This window comes from Pedobacter superstes, assembly GCF_037622515.1.
Lineage (GTDB): Bacteria > Bacteroidota > Bacteroidia > Sphingobacteriales > Sphingobacteriaceae > Paradesertivirga > Paradesertivirga superstes.
In genome coordinates this window covers 586,617-604,801 of record NZ_JBBJCN010000001.1, presented here as the reverse complement: position 1 = coordinate 604,801, position 18,185 = coordinate 586,617, and the positions used below count along the sequence as shown (strand labels likewise).

Genomic DNA, 18,185 nt, shown 5'->3' with positions numbered 1-18,185 from the left:
TTTATATATATTAGTACTAGTATCACAGGACCAATATATGTTATTTAACGAAGTCGGAAAGAAAATTTAAGGAGATTCATAGGGTGTCATTTGATAAGCATACCCCTATTAAAAGAGTAAACCTTTCCTTCAACTCATTGAAATCAATCAGGCTATTTGAAAAGATTGATTGAGGATTATAACCATTTTTATTTAAGCCCATTTATCGCATCTTATTGCTATCGCTTTTGTAGAATTATGTTGAAAAATTTAATCGTTTTTACTGGTGCTTTTTTCACCCTAATAAGTACTGGGTCTTTATTGGCTCAAACCGGGAGCTTTAAAAAATTAGATAATGGTATTTTAATTGCTTTACCTGATAATGCAGAATGTTCTTCTCTGAAGCTGGAGGTAATTTCCGATAAGATCATTCATGTAGTCGCTTCAGCTACGGATGCGAGAGTTTCTCCTCTTAGTTTAATGATCAGTAACGCTAATCCGAAATCCGTAAAGTGGTCGGTAGAACAAAAATCTGAACAGCTTTACCTACGCACAGGTTCTATAATCGTTCAGGTTTCATTAGTTTCAGGAGCGCTTGATTTTAGAGACGCCACCGGAAAGCCTGTTTTATTAAATGGCAGCAAAACGATTACACCTGTATCGTACAACGGAGAATCATCATATTTTATAAAACAGGTTTTTCAGATAAGCCCGAACGAAGCTTTTTATGGATTGGGCCAGCATCAAAATGGTACCATGAATTATCGTGGCAAGCAGGTAGAGTTATTGCAAAATAATACCGAAGTAGCCGTTCCATTTCTATTATCGAGTAATAATTATGGAATACTATGGGATAATTATTCGATCACCAAAGTTGGAGACGTAAGAGATTATCAACCCTTGTCGGCTTTAAAACTTATTTCCAAAGATGGTGGATCAGGCTGGTTGACAGCTACTTATAACTCAAAACAAACTACGCCGCTTATCCGTGCTGAATCTGTAATTGATTATTCTTATATAAAAGATCAGAAAAAATTTCCTGAAGGATATAAACTGGGAAGTGGTTTAATTACCTGGGAGGGATCATTTATATCGCCTTATTCGGGAGTTCATAATTTTCTTACAAAATACGGTGGTTACCTTAAAATGTGGATTGATGGAAAACAGGTAGCAGATAAATGGCGCCAGTCGTGGAATCCCGGAACTGAATTAACAAGCCTGGATTTGGTTAAGAATAAACCATACCAAATAAAAGTAGAGTGGAACCCTGATGGCGGCGAATCCTATATTTCAATGAATTGGCTGGGACCTGTTGATCAGAAAGATAAAAATAGCCTCGCCTTCGCATCGGAAGCGGGCGACGCAATAAACTATTATTTTATTTCAGGTAAAAATGCCGACGAAGTAATAGGTGGATATAGAACGCTAACAGGAAAGGCTACAATGTTGCCTAAATGGTCGATGGGTTTATGGCAAAGTCGCGAACGCTATAAAACACAGAGCGAGATTCTTAACACAGTAAAAGAGTTTAGGGACAGGAAAATTCCGCTGGATAATATTGTACTGGATTGGTCATACTGGAAAGAAGATCAATGGGGCAGCCAGAAATTTGATGAAACACGCTTCCCCGACGCGACCGGCATGATTAAAGAACTTCATCAGAAATACAATACCCGATTTATGATTTCGGTATGGGCGAAATTCTATGAAGGAATAGACAGCTACAAAAAATTTGATAAAAACGGATGGCTTTATAAAAGAAACATCCTGGATGGAAGACGTGATTGGATAGGTAAAGGATATAAAAACACCTTTTACGATGCATATAACCCTGCGGCGCGCAAAGGATTCTGGGATCTGCTTAATGAAAATCTGTACAGTAAAGGCGTCGATGCCTGGTGGATGGATGCCTCGGAGCCGGATATTCACTCCAATTTAGATATTGAAAGCAGAAAGGAGATAACAAACCCTAATTACCTGGGCTCATCAACCAAATATTTTAATGCCTTTCCCTTACAAAATGCAAAGGGTATTTATGAAGGTCAGCGGTCTTCAAATCCTGACAACAGAGTTTTTATTCTTACACGTTCGGCTTATGCCGGAATGCAACGTTACGCATCGGCCACCTGGAGCGGTGATATTGGTTCACGCTGGGAAGATTTCAAGGCCCAAATACCAGCAGGTATAAACTTTTCATTATCCGGAATGCCTTTCTGGACAACCGATATAGGTGGTTTTGCAGTAGAGAAACGTTACGAAAAGGCTACCGGCAAGGATTTGGACGAATGGCGCGAATTACAAACACGCTGGTATCAGTTCGGAGCATTTACCCCTTTATTCAGGGTACATGGCCAGTTTCCATATCGTGAAATTTATAATATAGCTCCCGAAAGTCATCCTGCATACCAGAGTATGCTTTACTACAACAAGCTGCGCTATCGTTTAATGCCTTATATCTATTCAATGGTAGGGAAAACTTACCATGATGATTATACCATTATGCGTGGCTTAATTATGGATTTCCCAAATGACAATGCGGTTAAAAATATATCAGATCAATATATGTTTGGCTCCTCCTTGCTAATTAATCCAGTCTATCAATATGGGGCTAAAAGGAGAGACCTGTATTTACCTGCTGGATCAAACTGGTATGATTTGTATTCGGGAAAATTTATTCCAGGCGGAAAAACTGTTACAGCTGAAGCTCCTTACGAAAAAATGCCCATTTACGTAAAAGAAGGCTCCATTATTCCCTTTGGACCTGAATTGCAATATACGTCAGAAAAAGCTGCTGATACCATAACCCTTTATGTTTATACAGGTAAGGACGCAGCATTCAATTTATATGAGGATGAAGAGATTAATTATAATTATGAAAAAGGATTCTACACCAATATCCCGATTCTATATAATGAAAACTTAAAAACGGTAACAATTGCCAATCGTACTGGGAGCTTTTCAGGTATGCTTAAAAATAGAACTTTTAACATAGTTTGGATAAATCCATCTTCTCCAATTCCTCTTGATTTCAAATTAAAAGCAAGCCAGACAATTAACTACTCGGGCAAAGAAATAAGAATAAAAGTAAACTAAAACTTAAAGCTGGGTAAATCTATGAGAGTTCGATCTTTTTTGTATGGATTAAACACTCATATTGAATTATAGTATCAATTAGATAAAATGAGAAAAACTATTTTTACGTGTATTATGGCCGGACTTTTTATTAACGCTGGCAAGTCGCATGCCCAGCAGAAAACAGATCCTGCAACTGAATCAAAGATCACCAGCCTTCTAAAGCAGATGACTTTAGAAGAAAAGATTGGAATGATTCACGGTAACTCATCATTTACCTCAGCAGGTGTAGCCAGACTCGGAATACCAGAATTAACAATGTCGGATGGTCCCCATGGAGTACGTCCTGAACATGGCAGAGACTGGAAGCTGGATAATGAAGGAAATGATTCATCGACATATTTACCGGTAGGACTCTCATTGGCCTCAACCTGGAACCCTGAATTAGGATATGCTTTTGGTGCCGTTTTGGGCAGTGAAGCAAAATTCAGAGGAAAAGATATTATTCTGGGTCCCGGTATCAATATATTACGTACCCCTTTAAACGGAAGAAATTTTGAATATATGAGTGAAGATCCATTTTTGATTTCAAAAATGGTGGTTGGGTATATCAAAGGCGTTCAGGATCAGGGTATTTCAGCGTGTGTGAAGCATTTTATAGCAAATAACCAGGAAACACGCAGAGATGGCATAAATGTAGAAATGAGCGAGCGTGCTTTACGAGAAATCTACCTTCCGGGCTTTAAGGCTGCTATAATTGAAGGCGGAGCAAATTCGGTAATGGGAGCATACAACAAATTTCGGGGCGAGTACTGTACTTATAATGATTATTTAGTTAATAAGATATTAAAAGGTGAATGGGGATTTATGGGTCTTATGATAAGCGATTGGGGTGCAATTCATAGCACTAAGGTAGCTTTGCTCGGGGGAGCAGATCTGGAGATGGGTTCTGATATTGGCAAACCCGTTTTAAAGTTTCCCGACTTTTATATGGCGGCGCCAGCTTTAAAAATGGTTCAGAAAGGAGAGGTAAAAGAGTCTGTAATTGATGATAAAGTACGCAGAATTCTAAGGATTATGTTCAAAACGAATATGATTAACGCGACTCGCAAACCCGGAAGGCATGCTACGGCGGATCATGCTGCAATTGCAAAAAAAGTAGCAGAGGAGGGGATAATCTTACTTAAGAATAAAGGTATTTTACCATTAAAGAAAAATACGATCAAATCGATCGCAGTAATTGGTGCCAATGCAAATCGCGACAATGCTATGGGCGGAGGAAGCTCACAAGTCTTGGCAAAGTATGAAATAACCCCGCTTGAAGGAATTCAGGCTTGTGTCGTAAATAATACCGCAATCCGGTATTCTCAGGGTTACTCTATAGCCCGGGATGCGAAGGCTGATGCTAAGATGATTGCTGATGCTGTTGAAAATGCAAAATCAGCTGAAATTGCAATTGTTGTAGGTGGCTGGACACATGGTTATAATTATAGTAAATGGGCTGATAATGCTTTTGATGCAGAGGGAGCTGATAAACCAAATATGAATATGCCCTTCGGTCAGGATGAGCTGATTTCGGCTGTAATAACGGCAAATCCAAATACAATTGTAGTTCTTTTTGGTGGTGGTGCGATGAATATTACCAAATGGGAAGGCAAAGCAAAGGCTATTTTGCAAGTCGGTTATCCGGGCCTTGAAGGCGGATCTGCTATAGCAGAAGTTTTATTCGGAGATATAAACCCTTCAGGAAAATTAACTTTTTCATGGCCTAAAACATTAGAGGATTCTCCTGCACACAAAATTGGAGAATATCCGGGTGATGGTACAACCGTCAAGTATAAGGACGATATTTTTGTTGGATACCGCTATTTTGATAAATATAAAGTTAAACCCCAGTTTAGTTTTGGTCATGGTTTATCATACAGTAAATTCAAATATGGCAAACTTAATGCAAGTAGTACAAACGGGGTAACAACTGTAAGTTTTACTGTCCAGAATATAAGTAGTAATACGGGAGCTGAGGTGGTGCAGATTTATGTAAAGGATGTTAAATCTTCTGTAATTCGTCCCGAGAAGGAACTAAAAGGGTTCCAAAAAGTGTTCTTAAATGCGGGTGAAACTAAGGAGCTTCAATTTACTTTGGATTCGGAAACATTTAGTTTCTTCGATGAAAAACAAATGAAATGGATTCAGGAAGCTGGTGATTTTGAGATTCTTGCAGGTAGTTCTTCTTCAGATTTGAGATCGAAGAAGAAAATAAAACTATAAGTTTTAAAATAAAAAAAGCTGCTTTAAGGGCAGCTTTTTTTATTTTATCAAAGGGTAAATTACATTGCGCTATCAGCAGCAACTGTATCAGTTACAACAGTATCAACAGCAATAGTAGTATCAAGAACTGCAGTATCAACAACAGTTGAATCAGTAGCTTCTTCAGATTTGTTTGAGCTGCAAGCTGCAACTGATAAAGAAATAGCTAATGCTAAGAAACCGAATTTGAATAGATTTTTCATTTTTTGGGGTTAAAGTTTAAAGTTTAAACAAATATTTCAATGATTAATACGGGTAATTGAAAAAAGTAACCCCGTAATCTGACAATTTTATAACTTTTTTTTTAGTTAATATTGGGTTACAAATTTAACATTAGGGTATTAACTAGTGAGCAGAGAGATAAAAAGTTCAGTACCAGAAGATAGCGAAGTTATATTAGGTATTCTTAATGACTCAAAAAGAACACTTGAAGGAATTTATAAGGCATATTTCCCGATGGTGTTACAATTGGTGATGACAAATAGCGGATCTGAAGATGAGGCAAAAGACATTTTTCAGGAATCTATAATCGTTCTTTATGACAAGGTGAAAGCCGGAAACTTTGAACTGAATAGTAAGCTTAAAACATTTTTGTATTCTGTTTCCAGAAGATTATGGTTGAAGCGCTTAAATGTAAAAAGCAGGAGCTCCGCTAATATAGATGATTTTGAAGATGTGCTTGCAGTTGAGCCTGATTTAGAATATCATGAAGAGAAAGACAGGCAGTTTAAACAAATGGATGAAGCATTATTACATTTGGGGGAACCTTGTAAAACTATTATTGAAGAGTTCTATATCAACAATAAATCAATGCAGGAAATTTGCGAGATTTTTGGCTATACCAATGCTGATAATGCAAAGAATCAAAAATACAAATGCCTTCAACGTCTGAAAAAATTATTTTTTCAGGCTAAGTAATATTATTAAAAATGGAATTGACCGAACGTATTGAAGCTTATTTGAATGGGGAGATGTCTGATGCAGAATTCCAGGCTTTCGAAAAAATGAGGGCTGAGAATCCGGCATTAGATCAGCAAGTGGTTACGCACAAGGCTTTTCTCGCCTCCCTGCAAAATTACGGGCAAAAGAAGCACCTCATTTCTGCCATGAATTCAATTCATGAAAAATTAGATGTAGAAAGTATTAAAGCCGAGGTTATTCCAACAAAAGCTCTAATACGAATTCTTTGGAATAAATACCGGATAAATGCCTCTGTCGCTGCCTCTGTTGCGATCCTTGCGGTGTTTATGTCTTTATTATCGACAGGATATTTCACTCACAAAAATGCCAGTAAGTCTGATTATAATGCTTTACGCCGTGAAGTAAAACGTGAGATTGGCGAAGTGAAAAAAGATCAAAAGGAGATTATGCGAAATATTGAAGCTCCTGTGAATCCCGGCTTATTTGGAGGTACTGGTTTTGCGTTAAGCTCAAACGGATACGTTGTTACCAATAGTCATGTCATAAAAGGTGCAGATTCCATATATATCCAAAATGCGAAAGGGGAGTCTTATAAAGTGAATTTGGTTTATGAAGATCTTATTTATGATATAGCTATTCTTAAAATAATAGATGCCGATTTTACTTCTTTCGGTCAATTGCCGTATTTATTTAAAAAGTCAGCATCTTCTGTAGGCGAAAATGTCTTTACTATAGGTTTTCCTAAAGATGACCAGGTTTTAGGGAAGGGTTATTTAAGTTCAAAGAATGGTTATAAAGGAGATACTACCGAATACCAGGTTGATATTTCAGTGAATAACGGAAATAGTGGCGGACCACTATTGGACAATAAAGGAAATATAATTGGTATTGTTAAAGGCAAGCAATCTGCTTCAGACGGTGCCGCTTTCGCGGTTAAGTCCAAGTATATTTTATCATCTATCGCAGCTATTCATGCTGATTCCCTTAAATCGGATATTGTACTTCCCAAAAGAAATTCTTTGGCAGGCTTAAGTATTAGCGATCAGAATAAAAAACTTGAGAATTATATTTTCATGGTGAAAGTTTATTAATACTCATATTTCATATTGTGAAAGCCTTACTTCAAACGAGTAAGGCTTTTTTTTGCAATTCAAATAGGATAAACTATTTAATTTAATAGGGCACAAATAGCTTCATATCCCTTGCTGTCATAGGCGGATATTAAAGTTTAGTACAGCTATCTGTCAATTTCCCCTAATACAATGTCAATAGAGCCAATAATTGCAATCAGGTCGGCGATTAATACTCCTCTTGATATTTCAGAAATTACCGAAAGATTATGAAAGCTGGGAGCACGTGCTTTTACGCGTTTGGGTATTTCGCTTTTTCCATCAGTTATAAAGTAATAACCTAATTCACCTCTTGGGCCTTCAGCGCGGAAATAAAAATCCTGGGCTTTGGGAATTATTTTCTTTGGGAGTTTTGCCCTCGGATCAAATTCCGGTGTTCTTTTCAAATCTTTTTGCAATCGTTCGAGGCACTGTTCAATCATTTTTACAGATTGCTCTATCTCGTCAATGCGAACTTTATACCTGTCCCAGCAGTCACCAATAGTTCCCATTGCGCCTTTTCCAACAGGAATATCAAATTCTAATTCCGGATATACGGAATATTCATCTACACGCCGTAAATCCCATTTCAGACCCGATCCGCGCAGCATGGGTCCTGTGCAGCCATAATTTATAGCTACATCTAAGGGTAAGATGCCCACATTTGCGGTCCGGGATATGAAAATTTGATTGTCGGTAAGAAGAGCATTTAATTCAACCATTTTGGGTTTAAAGTATTCTATAAATTCTTTACAGCGTTCCTCAAATCCTACCGGTAGATCATAAAATAATCCTCCGACCCAAATGTAATTGTATAATAATCTCGAACCGGACGCCCATTCGAGCATGTTCATTATATGTTCCCTGTCTCTGAAGCACCATAAAAATGGAGTGAATGCTCCAATATCAATTCCATAGGTTCCCAATGCGATAAGATGCGAACTAATTCGATTAAGTTCACAAACAAGAACACGGATATACTCAATACGCTTTGGAATGTCTTTATCTATTCCAAGCATTTTCTCGACTCCCATCACCCATGCATGTGAGTTGTTCATAGAAGCGAGATAATCCATCCGGTCGGCAAAGGGAATGGTTTGCTGATATGTTAGGTTTTCTGCATGCTTTTCGAAACAACGGTGGAGATAACCCATATGCGGTATCACTTCTCTAACTATTTCACCATCGGTAATTACTTCAAGCCTTAAAACCCCATGTGTTGAGGGATGCTGAGGCCCTATGTTGATGATCATTTCATGGGTTTCAGCTTCAGCAATAAGCTTATCGTATCTGGTGACGTATTTACTTTCCATAAAAATCCCCGTTTAGGTATAGGGTCTATACTTTGATTCCTCTGTAATATTCCTGTGCCTTATAATCCTTGCGTAATGGATAGCCTTCCCAGTCATCAGGGAGTAGGATTTTTCTTAAATCAAGGTTGTTTTCAAAATGAATACCCAATAAGTCAAACGCTTCACGCTCATGCCATTCAGCGGTTCGCCAAACTGCACTTACGGAAGGAAAGGAGGGGAGTTCTGTTCGACTTCTGTCGTGATATTTTATTACTTTTAATGTCAGCTGGTTTTTATTCGGAATTGAGGCCAGGTGATAAACCACCCCAAACATGTTTTCATCAATTCCATAATCTACGCCCGACAAGCATTCAAGTAAATCGAAATAAGTTTTCTCATTATCCCTCAGCTCAAGGCATACATCTGATATTCTATCAGGGTGAATTACTAAAGCCGGCTGTAATCCGCTGGTTTCTTCTTTTATAAGAATGCCGGGTCCGAACTTTGTAATGATCAACTCCTTTATCTCTTCAAAACCCATATTATGGAGCTAAACGTACAATCTTCCAGTTGTTTTTATCAGAACGCTTATATACGATCCGATCGTGAAGACGACCAGGTCTTCCTTGCCAAAATTCAACTATCTGGGGCTTTAATACATAGCCACCCCAATAAGCAGGCTTAGGAACTTCTTTATCGCTGAATTTTTCCATTAACTCTTCCCAGGCTTTCTTAAGGGTCTCAGGTCCGGAAATCACCTGACTTTGCTGTGATGCAATGGCACCCAGCTGGCTTTCCTTAGGTCTGGAATGAAAATATTTTTCCGATTCCTCTTTGCTTACTTTCTCAAGCGTACCTTCAATCCGAACTTGCCGCTCTAATTCTGCCCAGAAAAAAACTATGGAAGCCGCAGGGTTTTTTGAAATTTCTTTTCCTTTTCTGCTTAAATAGTTGGTATAAAAAGTAAAACCTGTTTTGTCAAATCCTTTTAGCAGCATAGTTCTTGCAGATGGTTTTCCATCGTGTGTAGCAGTAGCCAGGGTCATTGCATTAGGTTCATATAAACCCCCGTCAAGCGCCTCAGCAAACCATTTTGCAAACTGACTTATCGGATCGGCAGCCACATCTTTTTCGGATAATGATTCAGCACGATATTCTTGCCTTAGGTTTTCGATTGTTTCTTTTTTAATTGCCATAATGTTTTGCAAACTTACTAATTCATAATAGAAAATGCCTGTTTTTGATGTAAACATGAAGGTCTACAGAGAGAAATTTTTTTAATTTTTTATAAATTTTGTTTAAATTAAAATGAAATAAAAATAGTCAAAAAACATATCTTAGATTAAACTTGTTAAGATATTATGATAAACCAAGTATCACCAAAGACCGGAAGTTTATTAATATCAGAACCATTTATGCTCGATCCGAATTTTAAACGATCTGTAGTTTTGATTTCTGAGCATAATGAAGATGGAACTGTAGGTTATGTGTTGAATCAACGGAGCGATTTCCTGCTAAAAGATTTGGTTCCGGATTTTAAAGATGCTGCGTTTCCGGTATACATTGGTGGTCCTGTAGCAAATGATACCCTTCATTTTATTCATCGCTGTTTCGACCGGATGAATAGCGGTGCGGAAATAGCGAATGGCATTTATTGGGGAGGAAATTTTGAAACCTTAAGTCTTCTGATTAACAATCATCAGATAGCTGAAAATGAAATTATGTTTTTTGTTGGGTATTCTGGCTGGGATTTGGGCCAACTGGATAAAGAGCTTGAACAAAACACCTGGTTGGTTACAAATAATTATAATCCAGATCTTTTATTTTCTGACCAGGAAGAAAGTCTGTGGAAAGATATTGTTATTGGTTTAGGGCCCAAGTACGCACATATCGTTAATTTCCCCGAAAACCCTCTTTGGAATTAATCTACTTACTAATCCCTTTGTCCTGCCAGCAAATATAATACTGCCATACGGATGGCAACCCCATTCTCGACCTGTTCTAAAATAATAGACTGTTTACTATCTGCTACATCACTTGTGATTTCCACCCCACGGTTAATCGGCCCTGGATGCATAACTGTTATTTCTTTATCCAAGGAGTTTAAAATTTGTTTATTCAAGCCATATAGCATAGAATATTCTCTAAGCGATGGAAAATATTTGATGTCTTGCCGCTCTAATTGAATACGAAGCATATTAGCTACATCACACCAGTTTAAGGCTTTCATTAAATCGAATTCGACCTTTACACCAAGAGATTTAATATACTTGGGGATGAGGGTGGTAGGTCCGCAAACCATAACTTCAGCACCCAGCTTTTGAAGGCATAATATATTCGAGAGGGCTACTCGGGAATGTAAAATATCGCCTATAATTGCCACCTTCTTACCTGCTACATCACCATATTTTTCTCTAATGGAAAAGGCATCTAATAAAGCCTGGGTAGGATGTTCATGAGCCCCGTCGCCTGCATTTACAATTTGAGCGTCAACTTTTTTGCTTAAGAAAACTCCGGCTCCCGGATAGGGGTGACGCATTACAACCATATCTACCTTCATGGCGAGGATGTTGTTTACTGTGTCTATCAGTGTTTCACCTTTACTAACTGAAGAAGATGAAGCTGCAAAATTTACTGTGTCGGCCGATAATCTTTTTTGAGCTAGTTCAAAGGAAAGTCTTGTACGTGTTGAATTTTCAAAGAAGATATTTGCGATTGTAATATCACGTAAAGAGGGTACTTTTTTAATTGGCCGGTTTAACACATCTTTAAAAGTATCAGCAGTTTCAAAAATCAGTTGAATGTCATGCTCATTTAAATCCTTTATTCCTAAAAGGTGCCTCGTACTCAACCTCTGATAGTTTTCCGCCATTACTTAGTCTGCTGCTTCTGATAATAAAATAACTTTGTCTTCCTGGTCAGCTTCTTCCCAGGTAACTAAAACTTTTTGCGAATTAATGGAATCGACCTGTATTCCGATGTAATCTGGCTCAATTGGTAAATGTCTGGAGAACCGCCTGTCTACCAAAACCAATAGCTCAACTTTTTCCGGTCTCCCGAAAGCCAGCATCGCATCCATCGCTGATCGGATTGTTCGTCCGGTCCATAATACATCGTCGATAAGGATAACTTTCTTTCCTTCGATGATAAAATCGATTTGAGTGCTGTTGGGTACTAAGGGACCTTCACGTCGCCGAAAATCATCTCTAAAAAAGGTAATATCAAGATTTCCGCTTAGTATGGTTGCCTCAGGAAGTATATTTTTTAATTCTGCTGCAATTCTTTTTGAAAGGAATATTCCCCGGGGTTGTATCCCAAGAATTACCGAGTTTGAAAAGTCGTTATGATTTTCTATTAACTGATGACAGAGGCGTTGAATAGTTATCTGAAACTTCTGTCCGTCTAAAAGGGTTAAGTTTTGCATCAGTTAAGATTTGGGCAAAGTTAAAAAATTAATTATATGGATGAGACAAAAAATGCTATTTCATCAAATTATGAATAAAGCCATTGAAGAGCAAAAAAAAATCCCTGCCAGTTTAGCAGGGATTTATATTACGAGGTAAGAACTAATTATTCAGCTCCTTCTTCAGTTGCTTCTTCTGATTTTTTAGCTGCAGATTTTTTTGCCGCTTTGTTTTCAGCACCTTCCATTTGCTCTTTAAGTTGTGCTAACACACCTAAATCACCTAAGGTTGATTTTTCAACTGATTCTTTAACTTTTTTCACTGCACTTGAAGTCGCTTTAACATCTTTTTGTTTTTGCGCTCTTTCTTCGTTACGGGCTTCGTTTTTAGCCTCTTCCCATATACGAGAGTGAGATACTACAATGCGTTTGGATTCTTTATTGAATTCAATTATTTTGAAATCAGCGGTTTCTTCTGCTTTTAAAACTTTACCATCTTCTTTAACAGTGTGTTTACTTGGAGCGAATCCTTCAACACCGTATGGTAATGCAATAATGGCACCTTTATCCGTAACTTTCAAAACAGTTCCTTCATGAATTGAATCTAAAGTAAAGATAGTTTCAAACGTTTCCCAAGGGTTTTCCTCAAGTTGTTTGTGACCTAAACTTAATTTACGATTCTCTTCGTCTAACTCAAGAACAACAACATCTAATTCTTCACCTACCTTGGTGAATTCGTTAGGGTGGTTAACTTTCTTAGACCATGAAAGATCAGAGATGTGAATCAATCCGTCAATTCCTTCTTCGATTTCAACAAATACACCGAAGTTGGTCATGTTTTTAACAACAGCTTTGTGTTTGCTACCAATAGTATATTTAGCAGCAATGTGTTGCCATGGATCTGGGGTTAATTGTTTAACACCAAGACTCATTTTACGCTCATCGCGATCAAGTGTCAATACCTGAGCCTCAACTTCATCACCAACCTTCAGGAATTCCTGAGGATTGCGAAGGTTTTGAGACCATGACATTTCTGATACGTGAATTAATCCTTCAACACCCGGAGTGATTTCAAGGAACGCACCATAATCTGCAACAGTTACAATTTTACCTTTTACTTTAGATCCTACAGCAATAGAAGTATCTAAAGATTCCCAAGGATGAGAAGTAAGTTGTTTTAAACCAAGGGCAATACGTTTTTTCTCATCATCGAAATCAAGTACAACCACATTGATTTTTTGATCAAGTGATAAAACTTCTTTCGGATGCTCAATACGGCCCCATGAAATATCTGTAATATGTAGTAATCCGTCTACGCCGCCAAGATCGATAAATACACCGAAATCTGTGATGTTTTTAACTGTTCCTTCAAGAACCTGACCTTTTTCAAGTTTGGCAACAATTTCAGTTTTTTGGTTTTCAAGATCGTCCTCAATAAGAACTTTGTGAGATACAACCACGTTTTTAAATTCGTGATTAATTTTCACAACCTTGAATTCCATTGTTTTGCCTACGTATATATCGTAGTCGCGGATTGGTTTGATGTCAATTTGAGAGCCTGGTAAGAATGCCTCAACACCCATGATGTCAACAATAAGACCACCTTTTGTACGGCTTTTCACATAACCATTGATGATCACATCGTTTTCAAGAGCCTCATTAATAAGCTCCCATGACCTTTGAGTTTTTGCACGTTTACGTGAAAGAACCAATTGTCCATTAAGATCTTCCTGTGATTCAACAAATACATCAACTTTATCACCAATTTTAAGGTCTGGAGTATCACGGAATTCAGATAGTGATACCATACCATCAGATTTAAATCCAACGTTTAAGATCACATCTTTGCTGTTAATATTAACAACAGTTCCACTGATAATTTCACCTTTATTGATTTGGTTGAAAGTACCTGCATACATTTGTTCAAGCTTAGCACGCTCGTCCTGGCTGTAGTTGCCAAACCCTTTGTCGTCAGCATCCCAATCGAAATCTCCGGTTGGTGTAACTAAGGTTTTAGACTTAATGTCTTCAATTGACAATGAATCAGCTTCTGACTCAATGCTTTCTTTTTCTGTAACCCTTGTGGTTTCTTCGCCAAGGAGTTCTGCTGATTTTGCAGCTAGTTCCTTTTCTGCTTCTTGTTTTTTGGCCATTAATTAATTTTTCTCCTTTTTCCTGATTTTGAATCAGGACTGCAAAGGTAGGGAAATACATTTTTAAACTAAAGATTTTTTTCGGAATAATTTATTTCTATATCTCTGTGTTGCAGCACTATAATTTCTTTATCGAAACAGCAGTTGAATCGATGTGTTATAATTTATGTTCATCAATAGATAAAGTCATGGAAAGTACTTCAGATAACAACAAGACAATAAAAGAGAATGAAACTGGAAAGACGGCGGAATCAGACGGGTTCAATGAGACCTTAAAGCCTGCTGACGATTCATTTAAAACCTCACCAAGAAAACACAGATTAAGTTGGGAAACCCCGCATGACGAACAGATGCTGGATTCTCAGAATTTATCAGAAAAAGATGAAGGAGGGGATTAGATTCCCTCTTCTATTAACTTTACCGCATTTTCAACCCCATTTTCCGCTGCCAGTTTTTCTGCCATTATTTCGCAATTATGTTTAAGAGTGGCACTGGTAATTAATTGAGATATTCTTTCTTTAAAAATGCTAGGATTAAGCCGTGAAATAGGAACAGGTTTAACAGCCAGTCCTTTTTTATATGCCAGGTCTCCCCAAAAATATTGATCACCAACAGGGTATAGAACCGGGCATACGAACATTGGTTTACCGGCTCTTAAGCATTCGGCCGTTGTGCCTATGCCTCCATGGTGTACAATAGCTTTTACTCTTGGCAATAAGGCTTCGAAAGGTACCGATGAAATAATTTTAATATTTTCGGAAAGTTTAATTTCCGGAATATTCCAATCGCTCCAGCAGGCAGCTATCAGGAAACGTTCGTTTATTTCTGAAGCAGTTTGGATAATCATTCCGGCTATCTCTTTCTTAATTGGCATACTACCGAAGGTTATCAGAATTGGTGGTTCTCCATCATCCAAAAAATCGCAGATGTCTTTAGATAATTCTGTTTTGCTGTTTGAAAACCAAAATCCTGTAAGCTGGTGCGCTTTCGACCAATCTTTAGGCCTTTCAAGAAAATGTTCACTGATGCCGTAAATCGACGGAATATTATATTTTATTTGAGGCTTATGTTCCTGTAAACCATTCTGTAAACAAAATTGATTTATTGGTTTTCGCAGAACTCTGTACCTGAGATTAACCCATTTGTAACTCCATTTGTTCATAAACCCTGGTAACCAGAAGCCGCTTAAAATGGGGTTTAAGAAAGCTGCTGTTTCTTCCATGGCAGGAACTACAGCGGCTCTTACAGCTTTGGTTTGCAGTTGTCCTGTAAATACATCTGCTAATGTTTTAGGTCTGTAAATAAACAGATCACTAGTTTGTGCCATTTGATAACACTCGTTAAGCGAGTTTTCTATCAAAGGATAAATCAATTTGTCGAGGTTTCTTTGTATGGCAAACAAATTGGCTTTTAATATTTTTTTGCCTTCTTCAGAATTAAGAATTTCTTCGTAATCTACATTTATAGGGTGAAAATTAATTCCATAGCTTTCAACCAGCGATTTAAAGTTTCTGGCGGTTGATAAAGTAACATCATGTCCCCGGTTGGCTAAAGCCTGACCAAGTATGGCATACGGCTGAACGTCGCCTCTGGTTCCGATAGTTGAAATTGCAATTTTCATTTAGAATCGGCAGTTTGGTAGAGAACCGCTGTATTATTATCTGAATTAAAAGCATTTCTTTTCTTTATATGATTTGCTTTTTATGTACCAGTACAATAACTATCGATTGAGTAGAAAGTTTGAGTAAATCGTAATAAAACCGTTTACTGAATGTAAATTTCGATGCTTTACCTGTTGGTTAATAAGGGAGTGATATTTTCCAGTGCAAATTGAAGCTGCTCTTCCTCAGTTAGTTCTGTATTGTCGAGAATCAGGGCGTCTTCTGCCCGGGTTAAGGGACTTTCCTTTCGGGTTGTGTCCTGAAAATCCCGGTGTGCCAGGTTTTCAAAAACTTCTTCGAGGGTTATGCTTTCTGATTTGGCACTTAATTCCTTAAACCTCCGTTCAGCTCTTATTTTGGGGTCTGCTGTCATGAATATTTTAACCTGAGCATCCGGAAAAACGGTCGTGCCTATATCTCTTCCGTCCATTACAATGTTCTTCGATCGTCCCATACGCTGCTGTTGTTTAACCATTTCTTTTCTTACAGCTTTGATGGCACTAACCTCGCTTACCAACTCTGATACAGCCATGTTTCTGATTTCTTCAGAAACCTCTTCGTCATTAAGTGTGATGTGAGTTTGATAATCTCGGGAGTGAAAGTTTAAATGAATGTTTTTAAGAGCGTCGCTCACCTGCTGTTCATTAGTTACATCAATGGCATTCCGCTGGAGATAAAGTGTTACGGCACGGTACATAGATCCGCTGTCGACATAAATAAAATGAAGCTTTTTTGCCAGAGCTTTGGCTAAGGTGCTTTTTCCGCATGATGAATAGCCATCAATAGCTATAACAATATTATGGTTCATTACGACAAAGTTATTGTTTGAAGTGGATTTTAAAACATTACAAGTTTATTTTGTTAATTTGATCATGGAATTTTCAATTCATGATCTGTTGCCTAATACCACATATAAGACTTCGCGAAGTGGAGGAAAGGGAGGACAGCATGTAAATAAAGTGTCGAGCAAGGTTGAATTGAATTTTGATTTTCAGTCCTCAACTCTATTTAATAGTGAGGAGAAAGAGCGCTTAAAGCAAAAACTCTCAAATAAGATGACAGCCGAAGGCTTAATTCAGGTAATAAGTGAGGAGGAGCGAAGTCAATATTTAAATAAAGACAGGTCTCTTCAAAAATTATATTCTCTAATCAAAAACGCCCTTCACTTCCATAAATTACGTAAAGCAACAAAGCCCAAAAAATCAGCCATAGAAAAGCGGCTAAAAAATAAACAGCAGCAAGCTGTAAAAAAAATAAACAGGAGTAAGCGTGATTTCGACTAATGATCTCAGAAGGCGTGTATTTAGTTGAACCGGTAATAGATCATGGCTGATCCAAATTGATGCGCTGAATCTTGCGTTTTAACATCTCTGGATTTGAACGTTACTGAGAAATTCAAGGTCCACCGATTCACGGCATAGTTTATTCCGAACTCATGAGAATACTGGAACCTATTGGGCTTAAAAATAACCGGTCCTTTATTCTCCCGGAACATACCCCCCTGAACTGTAGCATCGTAACCAACAAAATTCAACATTGGACGGGTAAAGAAAAAAAATTCTTTTTCAGGAATAGAATCGCCGCTAAAATTAGAGATTCTGCTATTCGTACTTACGGATTGAAAAAACTCATTTATACGACCGGCTCTGAATAGTATTCCTGCACCGGCACCTGAAAATGTACTTCCGATATTCGCGTATGTATTAAGACTGAAATCATTGTCTTGTTGTTTTTTTGAAAGTAATCTGGAATATTTAAAGGAGGAATTAACGCCAGTTTCATTATTTACCTGATATTCCCAGCCTTTAATAGTATAAAATCCGATGGTTTTGTGTAAACCTTCCTGTACTTCTTTTCCGAGTGCGTTAGGTCCGACAGTGCCAATATTTATGGCAAGCTCAACCGATTGCTGGTTTTTAAAAAGCCAGGAGAATTTTGCGCCGGCATATAAATATCCAGCAAATGGCCGATCCACGTTCTGTATGTTTTCTACATGACCTGAGTGTGGGTTGAAGATGGAATGACCAGCCTCGATTTCCCATATTTTTTTAGCCGACTTACTTAGCAATGTATCCTGCTTAAGAGCATGCCTGAAGCTTATGAATAACCCATTTGTATAATATTGGTCCTGGCCTAAAGCTAAAAAGGAATCATTATCACTTCGAAATCCAAATTCATTTGAATAATTCTTATCCTGACTAAAGCCTGGACTACAGACGATAAGAAAACAAAGGATCGTTAATAAAGTGGACTTCATATCTCTTAAACAAAAAGCCGGCAAAAATTGC

17 protein-coding genes are annotated in these 18,185 nt (G+C 37.8%); 7 read left to right on the top strand and 10 right to left on the bottom strand.

What is annotated here, in order from left to right; genetic code table 11:
• Positions 1 to 237: 237 nt before the first annotated feature.
• Together WG906_RS02815 and WG906_RS02810 are read left to right on the top strand one after the other, a co-directional pair.
• Positions 238 to 3,072 (top strand): TIM-barrel domain-containing protein, encoded by a 2,835-nt coding sequence (locus WG906_RS02815; RefSeq protein ID WP_339991002.1) that lies wholly within the window; start codon positions 238 to 240, stop codon positions 3,070 to 3,072.
• An 87-nt stretch (positions 3,073 to 3,159) separates the two neighbouring features.
• Complete coding sequence (locus tag WG906_RS02810) at positions 3,160 to 5,319, top strand: glycoside hydrolase family 3 C-terminal domain-containing protein (protein ID WP_339991001.1); 2,160 nt, start codon at positions 3,160 to 3,162, stop codon at positions 5,317 to 5,319.
• 59 nt (positions 5,320 to 5,378) lie between these two features.
• Here WG906_RS02810 and WG906_RS02805 read toward each other — a convergent pair whose 3' ends face one another.
• On the bottom strand, positions 5,379 to 5,561 hold the full coding sequence (locus tag WG906_RS02805; RefSeq protein ID WP_339991000.1) for a hypothetical protein: 183 nt from the start codon (positions 5,559 to 5,561) through the stop codon (positions 5,379 to 5,381).
• A gap of 145 nt (positions 5,562 to 5,706) precedes the next feature.
• Between WG906_RS02805 and WG906_RS02800 the strand changes: the two genes are divergently transcribed.
• Both WG906_RS02800 and WG906_RS02795 read left to right on the top strand, forming a co-directional pair.
• Positions 5,707 to 6,276: an RNA polymerase sigma factor gene (locus WG906_RS02800; RefSeq protein WP_339990999.1), complete on the top strand. Its 570-nt coding sequence runs from the start codon at positions 5,707 to 5,709 to the stop codon at positions 6,274 to 6,276.
• Between the two features lie 11 nt (positions 6,277 to 6,287).
• Positions 6,288 to 7,370 (top strand): S1C family serine protease, encoded by a 1,083-nt coding sequence (locus WG906_RS02795; RefSeq protein WP_339990998.1) that lies wholly within the window; start codon positions 6,288 to 6,290, stop codon positions 7,368 to 7,370.
• Between the two features lie 146 nt (positions 7,371 to 7,516).
• Here WG906_RS02795 and WG906_RS02790 read toward each other — a convergent pair whose 3' ends face one another.
• From WG906_RS02790 to pdxH, 3 genes are read right to left on the bottom strand one after another with little or no spacing between them, the layout of a single operon-like run.
• Positions 7,517 to 8,701, bottom strand: coding sequence for an NADH-quinone oxidoreductase subunit D (locus tag WG906_RS02790; protein WP_339990997.1), 1,185 nt, complete (start codon positions 8,699 to 8,701; stop codon positions 7,517 to 7,519).
• A gap of 25 nt (positions 8,702 to 8,726) precedes the next feature.
• Positions 8,727 to 9,221: an NADH-quinone oxidoreductase subunit C gene (locus WG906_RS02785; RefSeq protein WP_339990996.1), complete on the bottom strand. Its 495-nt coding sequence runs from the start codon at positions 9,219 to 9,221 to the stop codon at positions 8,727 to 8,729.
• Position 9,222: 1 nt separating this feature from the next.
• Positions 9,223 to 9,876, bottom strand: coding sequence for a pyridoxamine 5'-phosphate oxidase (gene pdxH / locus WG906_RS02780; RefSeq protein ID WP_339990995.1), 654 nt, complete (start codon positions 9,874 to 9,876; stop codon positions 9,223 to 9,225).
• A 165-nt stretch (positions 9,877 to 10,041) separates the two neighbouring features.
• Here pdxH and WG906_RS02775 point away from each other — a divergent pair, with 165 nt between their 5' ends.
• Positions 10,042 to 10,605 (top strand): YqgE/AlgH family protein, encoded by a 564-nt coding sequence (locus WG906_RS02775; protein ID WP_339990994.1) that lies wholly within the window; start codon positions 10,042 to 10,044, stop codon positions 10,603 to 10,605.
• A gap of 8 nt (positions 10,606 to 10,613) precedes the next feature.
• Here the strand turns inward: WG906_RS02775 and WG906_RS02770 are convergent, their stop codons facing one another.
• The 3 genes from WG906_RS02770 to rpsA form a co-directional block, all read right to left on the bottom strand.
• Positions 10,614 to 11,552, bottom strand: a complete 939-nt coding sequence (locus WG906_RS02770; RefSeq protein WP_339990993.1) for an aspartate carbamoyltransferase catalytic subunit — start codon at positions 11,550 to 11,552, stop codon at positions 10,614 to 10,616.
• A gap of 3 nt (positions 11,553 to 11,555) precedes the next feature.
• Positions 11,556 to 12,104, bottom strand: a complete 549-nt coding sequence (gene pyrR, locus WG906_RS02765; protein ID WP_339990992.1) for a bifunctional pyr operon transcriptional regulator/uracil phosphoribosyltransferase PyrR — start codon at positions 12,102 to 12,104, stop codon at positions 11,556 to 11,558.
• 146 nt (positions 12,105 to 12,250) lie between these two features.
• The gene (gene rpsA, locus WG906_RS02760; protein WP_339990991.1) at positions 12,251 to 14,236 is read right to left on the bottom strand and encodes a 30S ribosomal protein S1; all 1,986 of its coding nucleotides are present in this window, start codon (positions 14,234 to 14,236) and stop codon (positions 12,251 to 12,253) included.
• A gap of 188 nt (positions 14,237 to 14,424) precedes the next feature.
• On the opposite strand from rpsA, the gene WG906_RS02755 reads away from it, so the two are divergent.
• Complete coding sequence (locus tag WG906_RS02755; RefSeq protein WP_339990990.1) at positions 14,425 to 14,634, top strand: hypothetical protein; 210 nt, start codon at positions 14,425 to 14,427, stop codon at positions 14,632 to 14,634.
• Here the strand turns inward: WG906_RS02755 and WG906_RS02750 are convergent.
• On the bottom strand, positions 14,631 to 15,857 hold the full coding sequence (locus tag WG906_RS02750) for a glycosyltransferase (RefSeq protein ID WP_339990989.1): 1,227 nt from the start codon (positions 15,855 to 15,857) through the stop codon (positions 14,631 to 14,633). The genes WG906_RS02755 and WG906_RS02750 overlap by 4 nt on opposite strands.
• A gap of 167 nt (positions 15,858 to 16,024) precedes the next feature.
• Positions 16,025 to 16,705 carry a (d)CMP kinase gene (gene cmk / locus WG906_RS02745; protein WP_339990988.1) on the bottom strand — a complete coding sequence of 227 codons (681 nt, stop codon included), beginning with the start codon at positions 16,703 to 16,705 and terminating at the stop codon, positions 16,025 to 16,027.
• 64 nt (positions 16,706 to 16,769) lie between these two features.
• On the opposite strand from cmk, the gene arfB reads away from it, so the two are divergent.
• Positions 16,770 to 17,180 carry an alternative ribosome rescue aminoacyl-tRNA hydrolase ArfB gene (gene arfB / locus WG906_RS02740; RefSeq protein WP_339990987.1) on the top strand — a complete coding sequence of 137 codons (411 nt, stop codon included), beginning with the start codon at positions 16,770 to 16,772 and terminating at the stop codon, positions 17,178 to 17,180.
• 20 nt (positions 17,181 to 17,200) lie between these two features.
• Here arfB and WG906_RS02735 read toward each other — a convergent pair whose 3' ends face one another.
• A complete protein-coding gene (locus WG906_RS02735; RefSeq protein ID WP_339990986.1) occupies positions 17,201 to 18,154 on the bottom strand; it encodes a lipid A deacylase LpxR family protein in 954 nt (317 codons plus the stop codon).
• Positions 18,155 to 18,185: the final 31 nt, after the last annotated feature.

Bases quoted from the DNA above. Each gene is read 5' to 3' on its own strand.
- WG906_RS02770 (WP_339990993.1), bottom strand. From the start codon at position 11,552: ATGGCGGAAAACTATCAGAGGTTGAGTACGAGGCACCTTTTAGGAATA.
- WG906_RS02785 (WP_339990996.1), bottom strand. From the start codon at position 9,221: ATGGGTTTTGAAGAGATAAAGGAGTTGATCATTACAAAGTTCGGACCC.
- WG906_RS02810 (WP_339991001.1), top strand. From the start codon at position 3,160: ATGAGAAAAACTATTTTTACGTGTATTATGGCCGGACTTTTTATTAAC.
- WG906_RS02815 (WP_339991002.1), top strand. From the start codon at position 238: ATGTTGAAAAATTTAATCGTTTTTACTGGTGCTTTTTTCACCCTAATA.
- WG906_RS02790 (WP_339990997.1), bottom strand. From the start codon at position 8,701: ATGGAAAGTAAATACGTCACCAGATACGATAAGCTTATTGCTGAAGCT.
- WG906_RS02750 (WP_339990989.1), bottom strand. From the start codon at position 15,857: ATGAAAATTGCAATTTCAACTATCGGAACCAGAGGCGACGTTCAGCCG.
- WG906_RS02805 (WP_339991000.1), bottom strand. From the start codon at position 5,561: ATGAAAAATCTATTCAAATTCGGTTTCTTAGCATTAGCTATTTCTTTA.
- arfB (WP_339990987.1), top strand. From the start codon at position 16,770: ATGGAATTTTCAATTCATGATCTGTTGCCTAATACCACATATAAGACT.
- WG906_RS02795 (WP_339990998.1), top strand. From the start codon at position 6,288: ATGGAATTGACCGAACGTATTGAAGCTTATTTGAATGGGGAGATGTCT.
- WG906_RS02755 (WP_339990990.1), top strand. From the start codon at position 14,425: ATGGAAAGTACTTCAGATAACAACAAGACAATAAAAGAGAATGAAACT.
- rpsA (WP_339990991.1), bottom strand. From the start codon at position 14,236: ATGGCCAAAAAACAAGAAGCAGAAAAGGAACTAGCTGCAAAATCAGCA.
- WG906_RS02775 (WP_339990994.1), top strand. From the start codon at position 10,042: ATGATAAACCAAGTATCACCAAAGACCGGAAGTTTATTAATATCAGAA.
- pyrR (WP_339990992.1), bottom strand. From the start codon at position 12,104: ATGCAAAACTTAACCCTTTTAGACGGACAGAAGTTTCAGATAACTATT.
- WG906_RS02735 (WP_339990986.1), bottom strand. From the start codon at position 18,154: ATGAAGTCCACTTTATTAACGATCCTTTGTTTTCTTATCGTCTGTAGT.
- cmk (WP_339990988.1), bottom strand. From the start codon at position 16,705: ATGAACCATAATATTGTTATAGCTATTGATGGCTATTCATCATGCGGA.
- pdxH (WP_339990995.1), bottom strand. From the start codon at position 9,876: ATGGCAATTAAAAAAGAAACAATCGAAAACCTAAGGCAAGAATATCGT.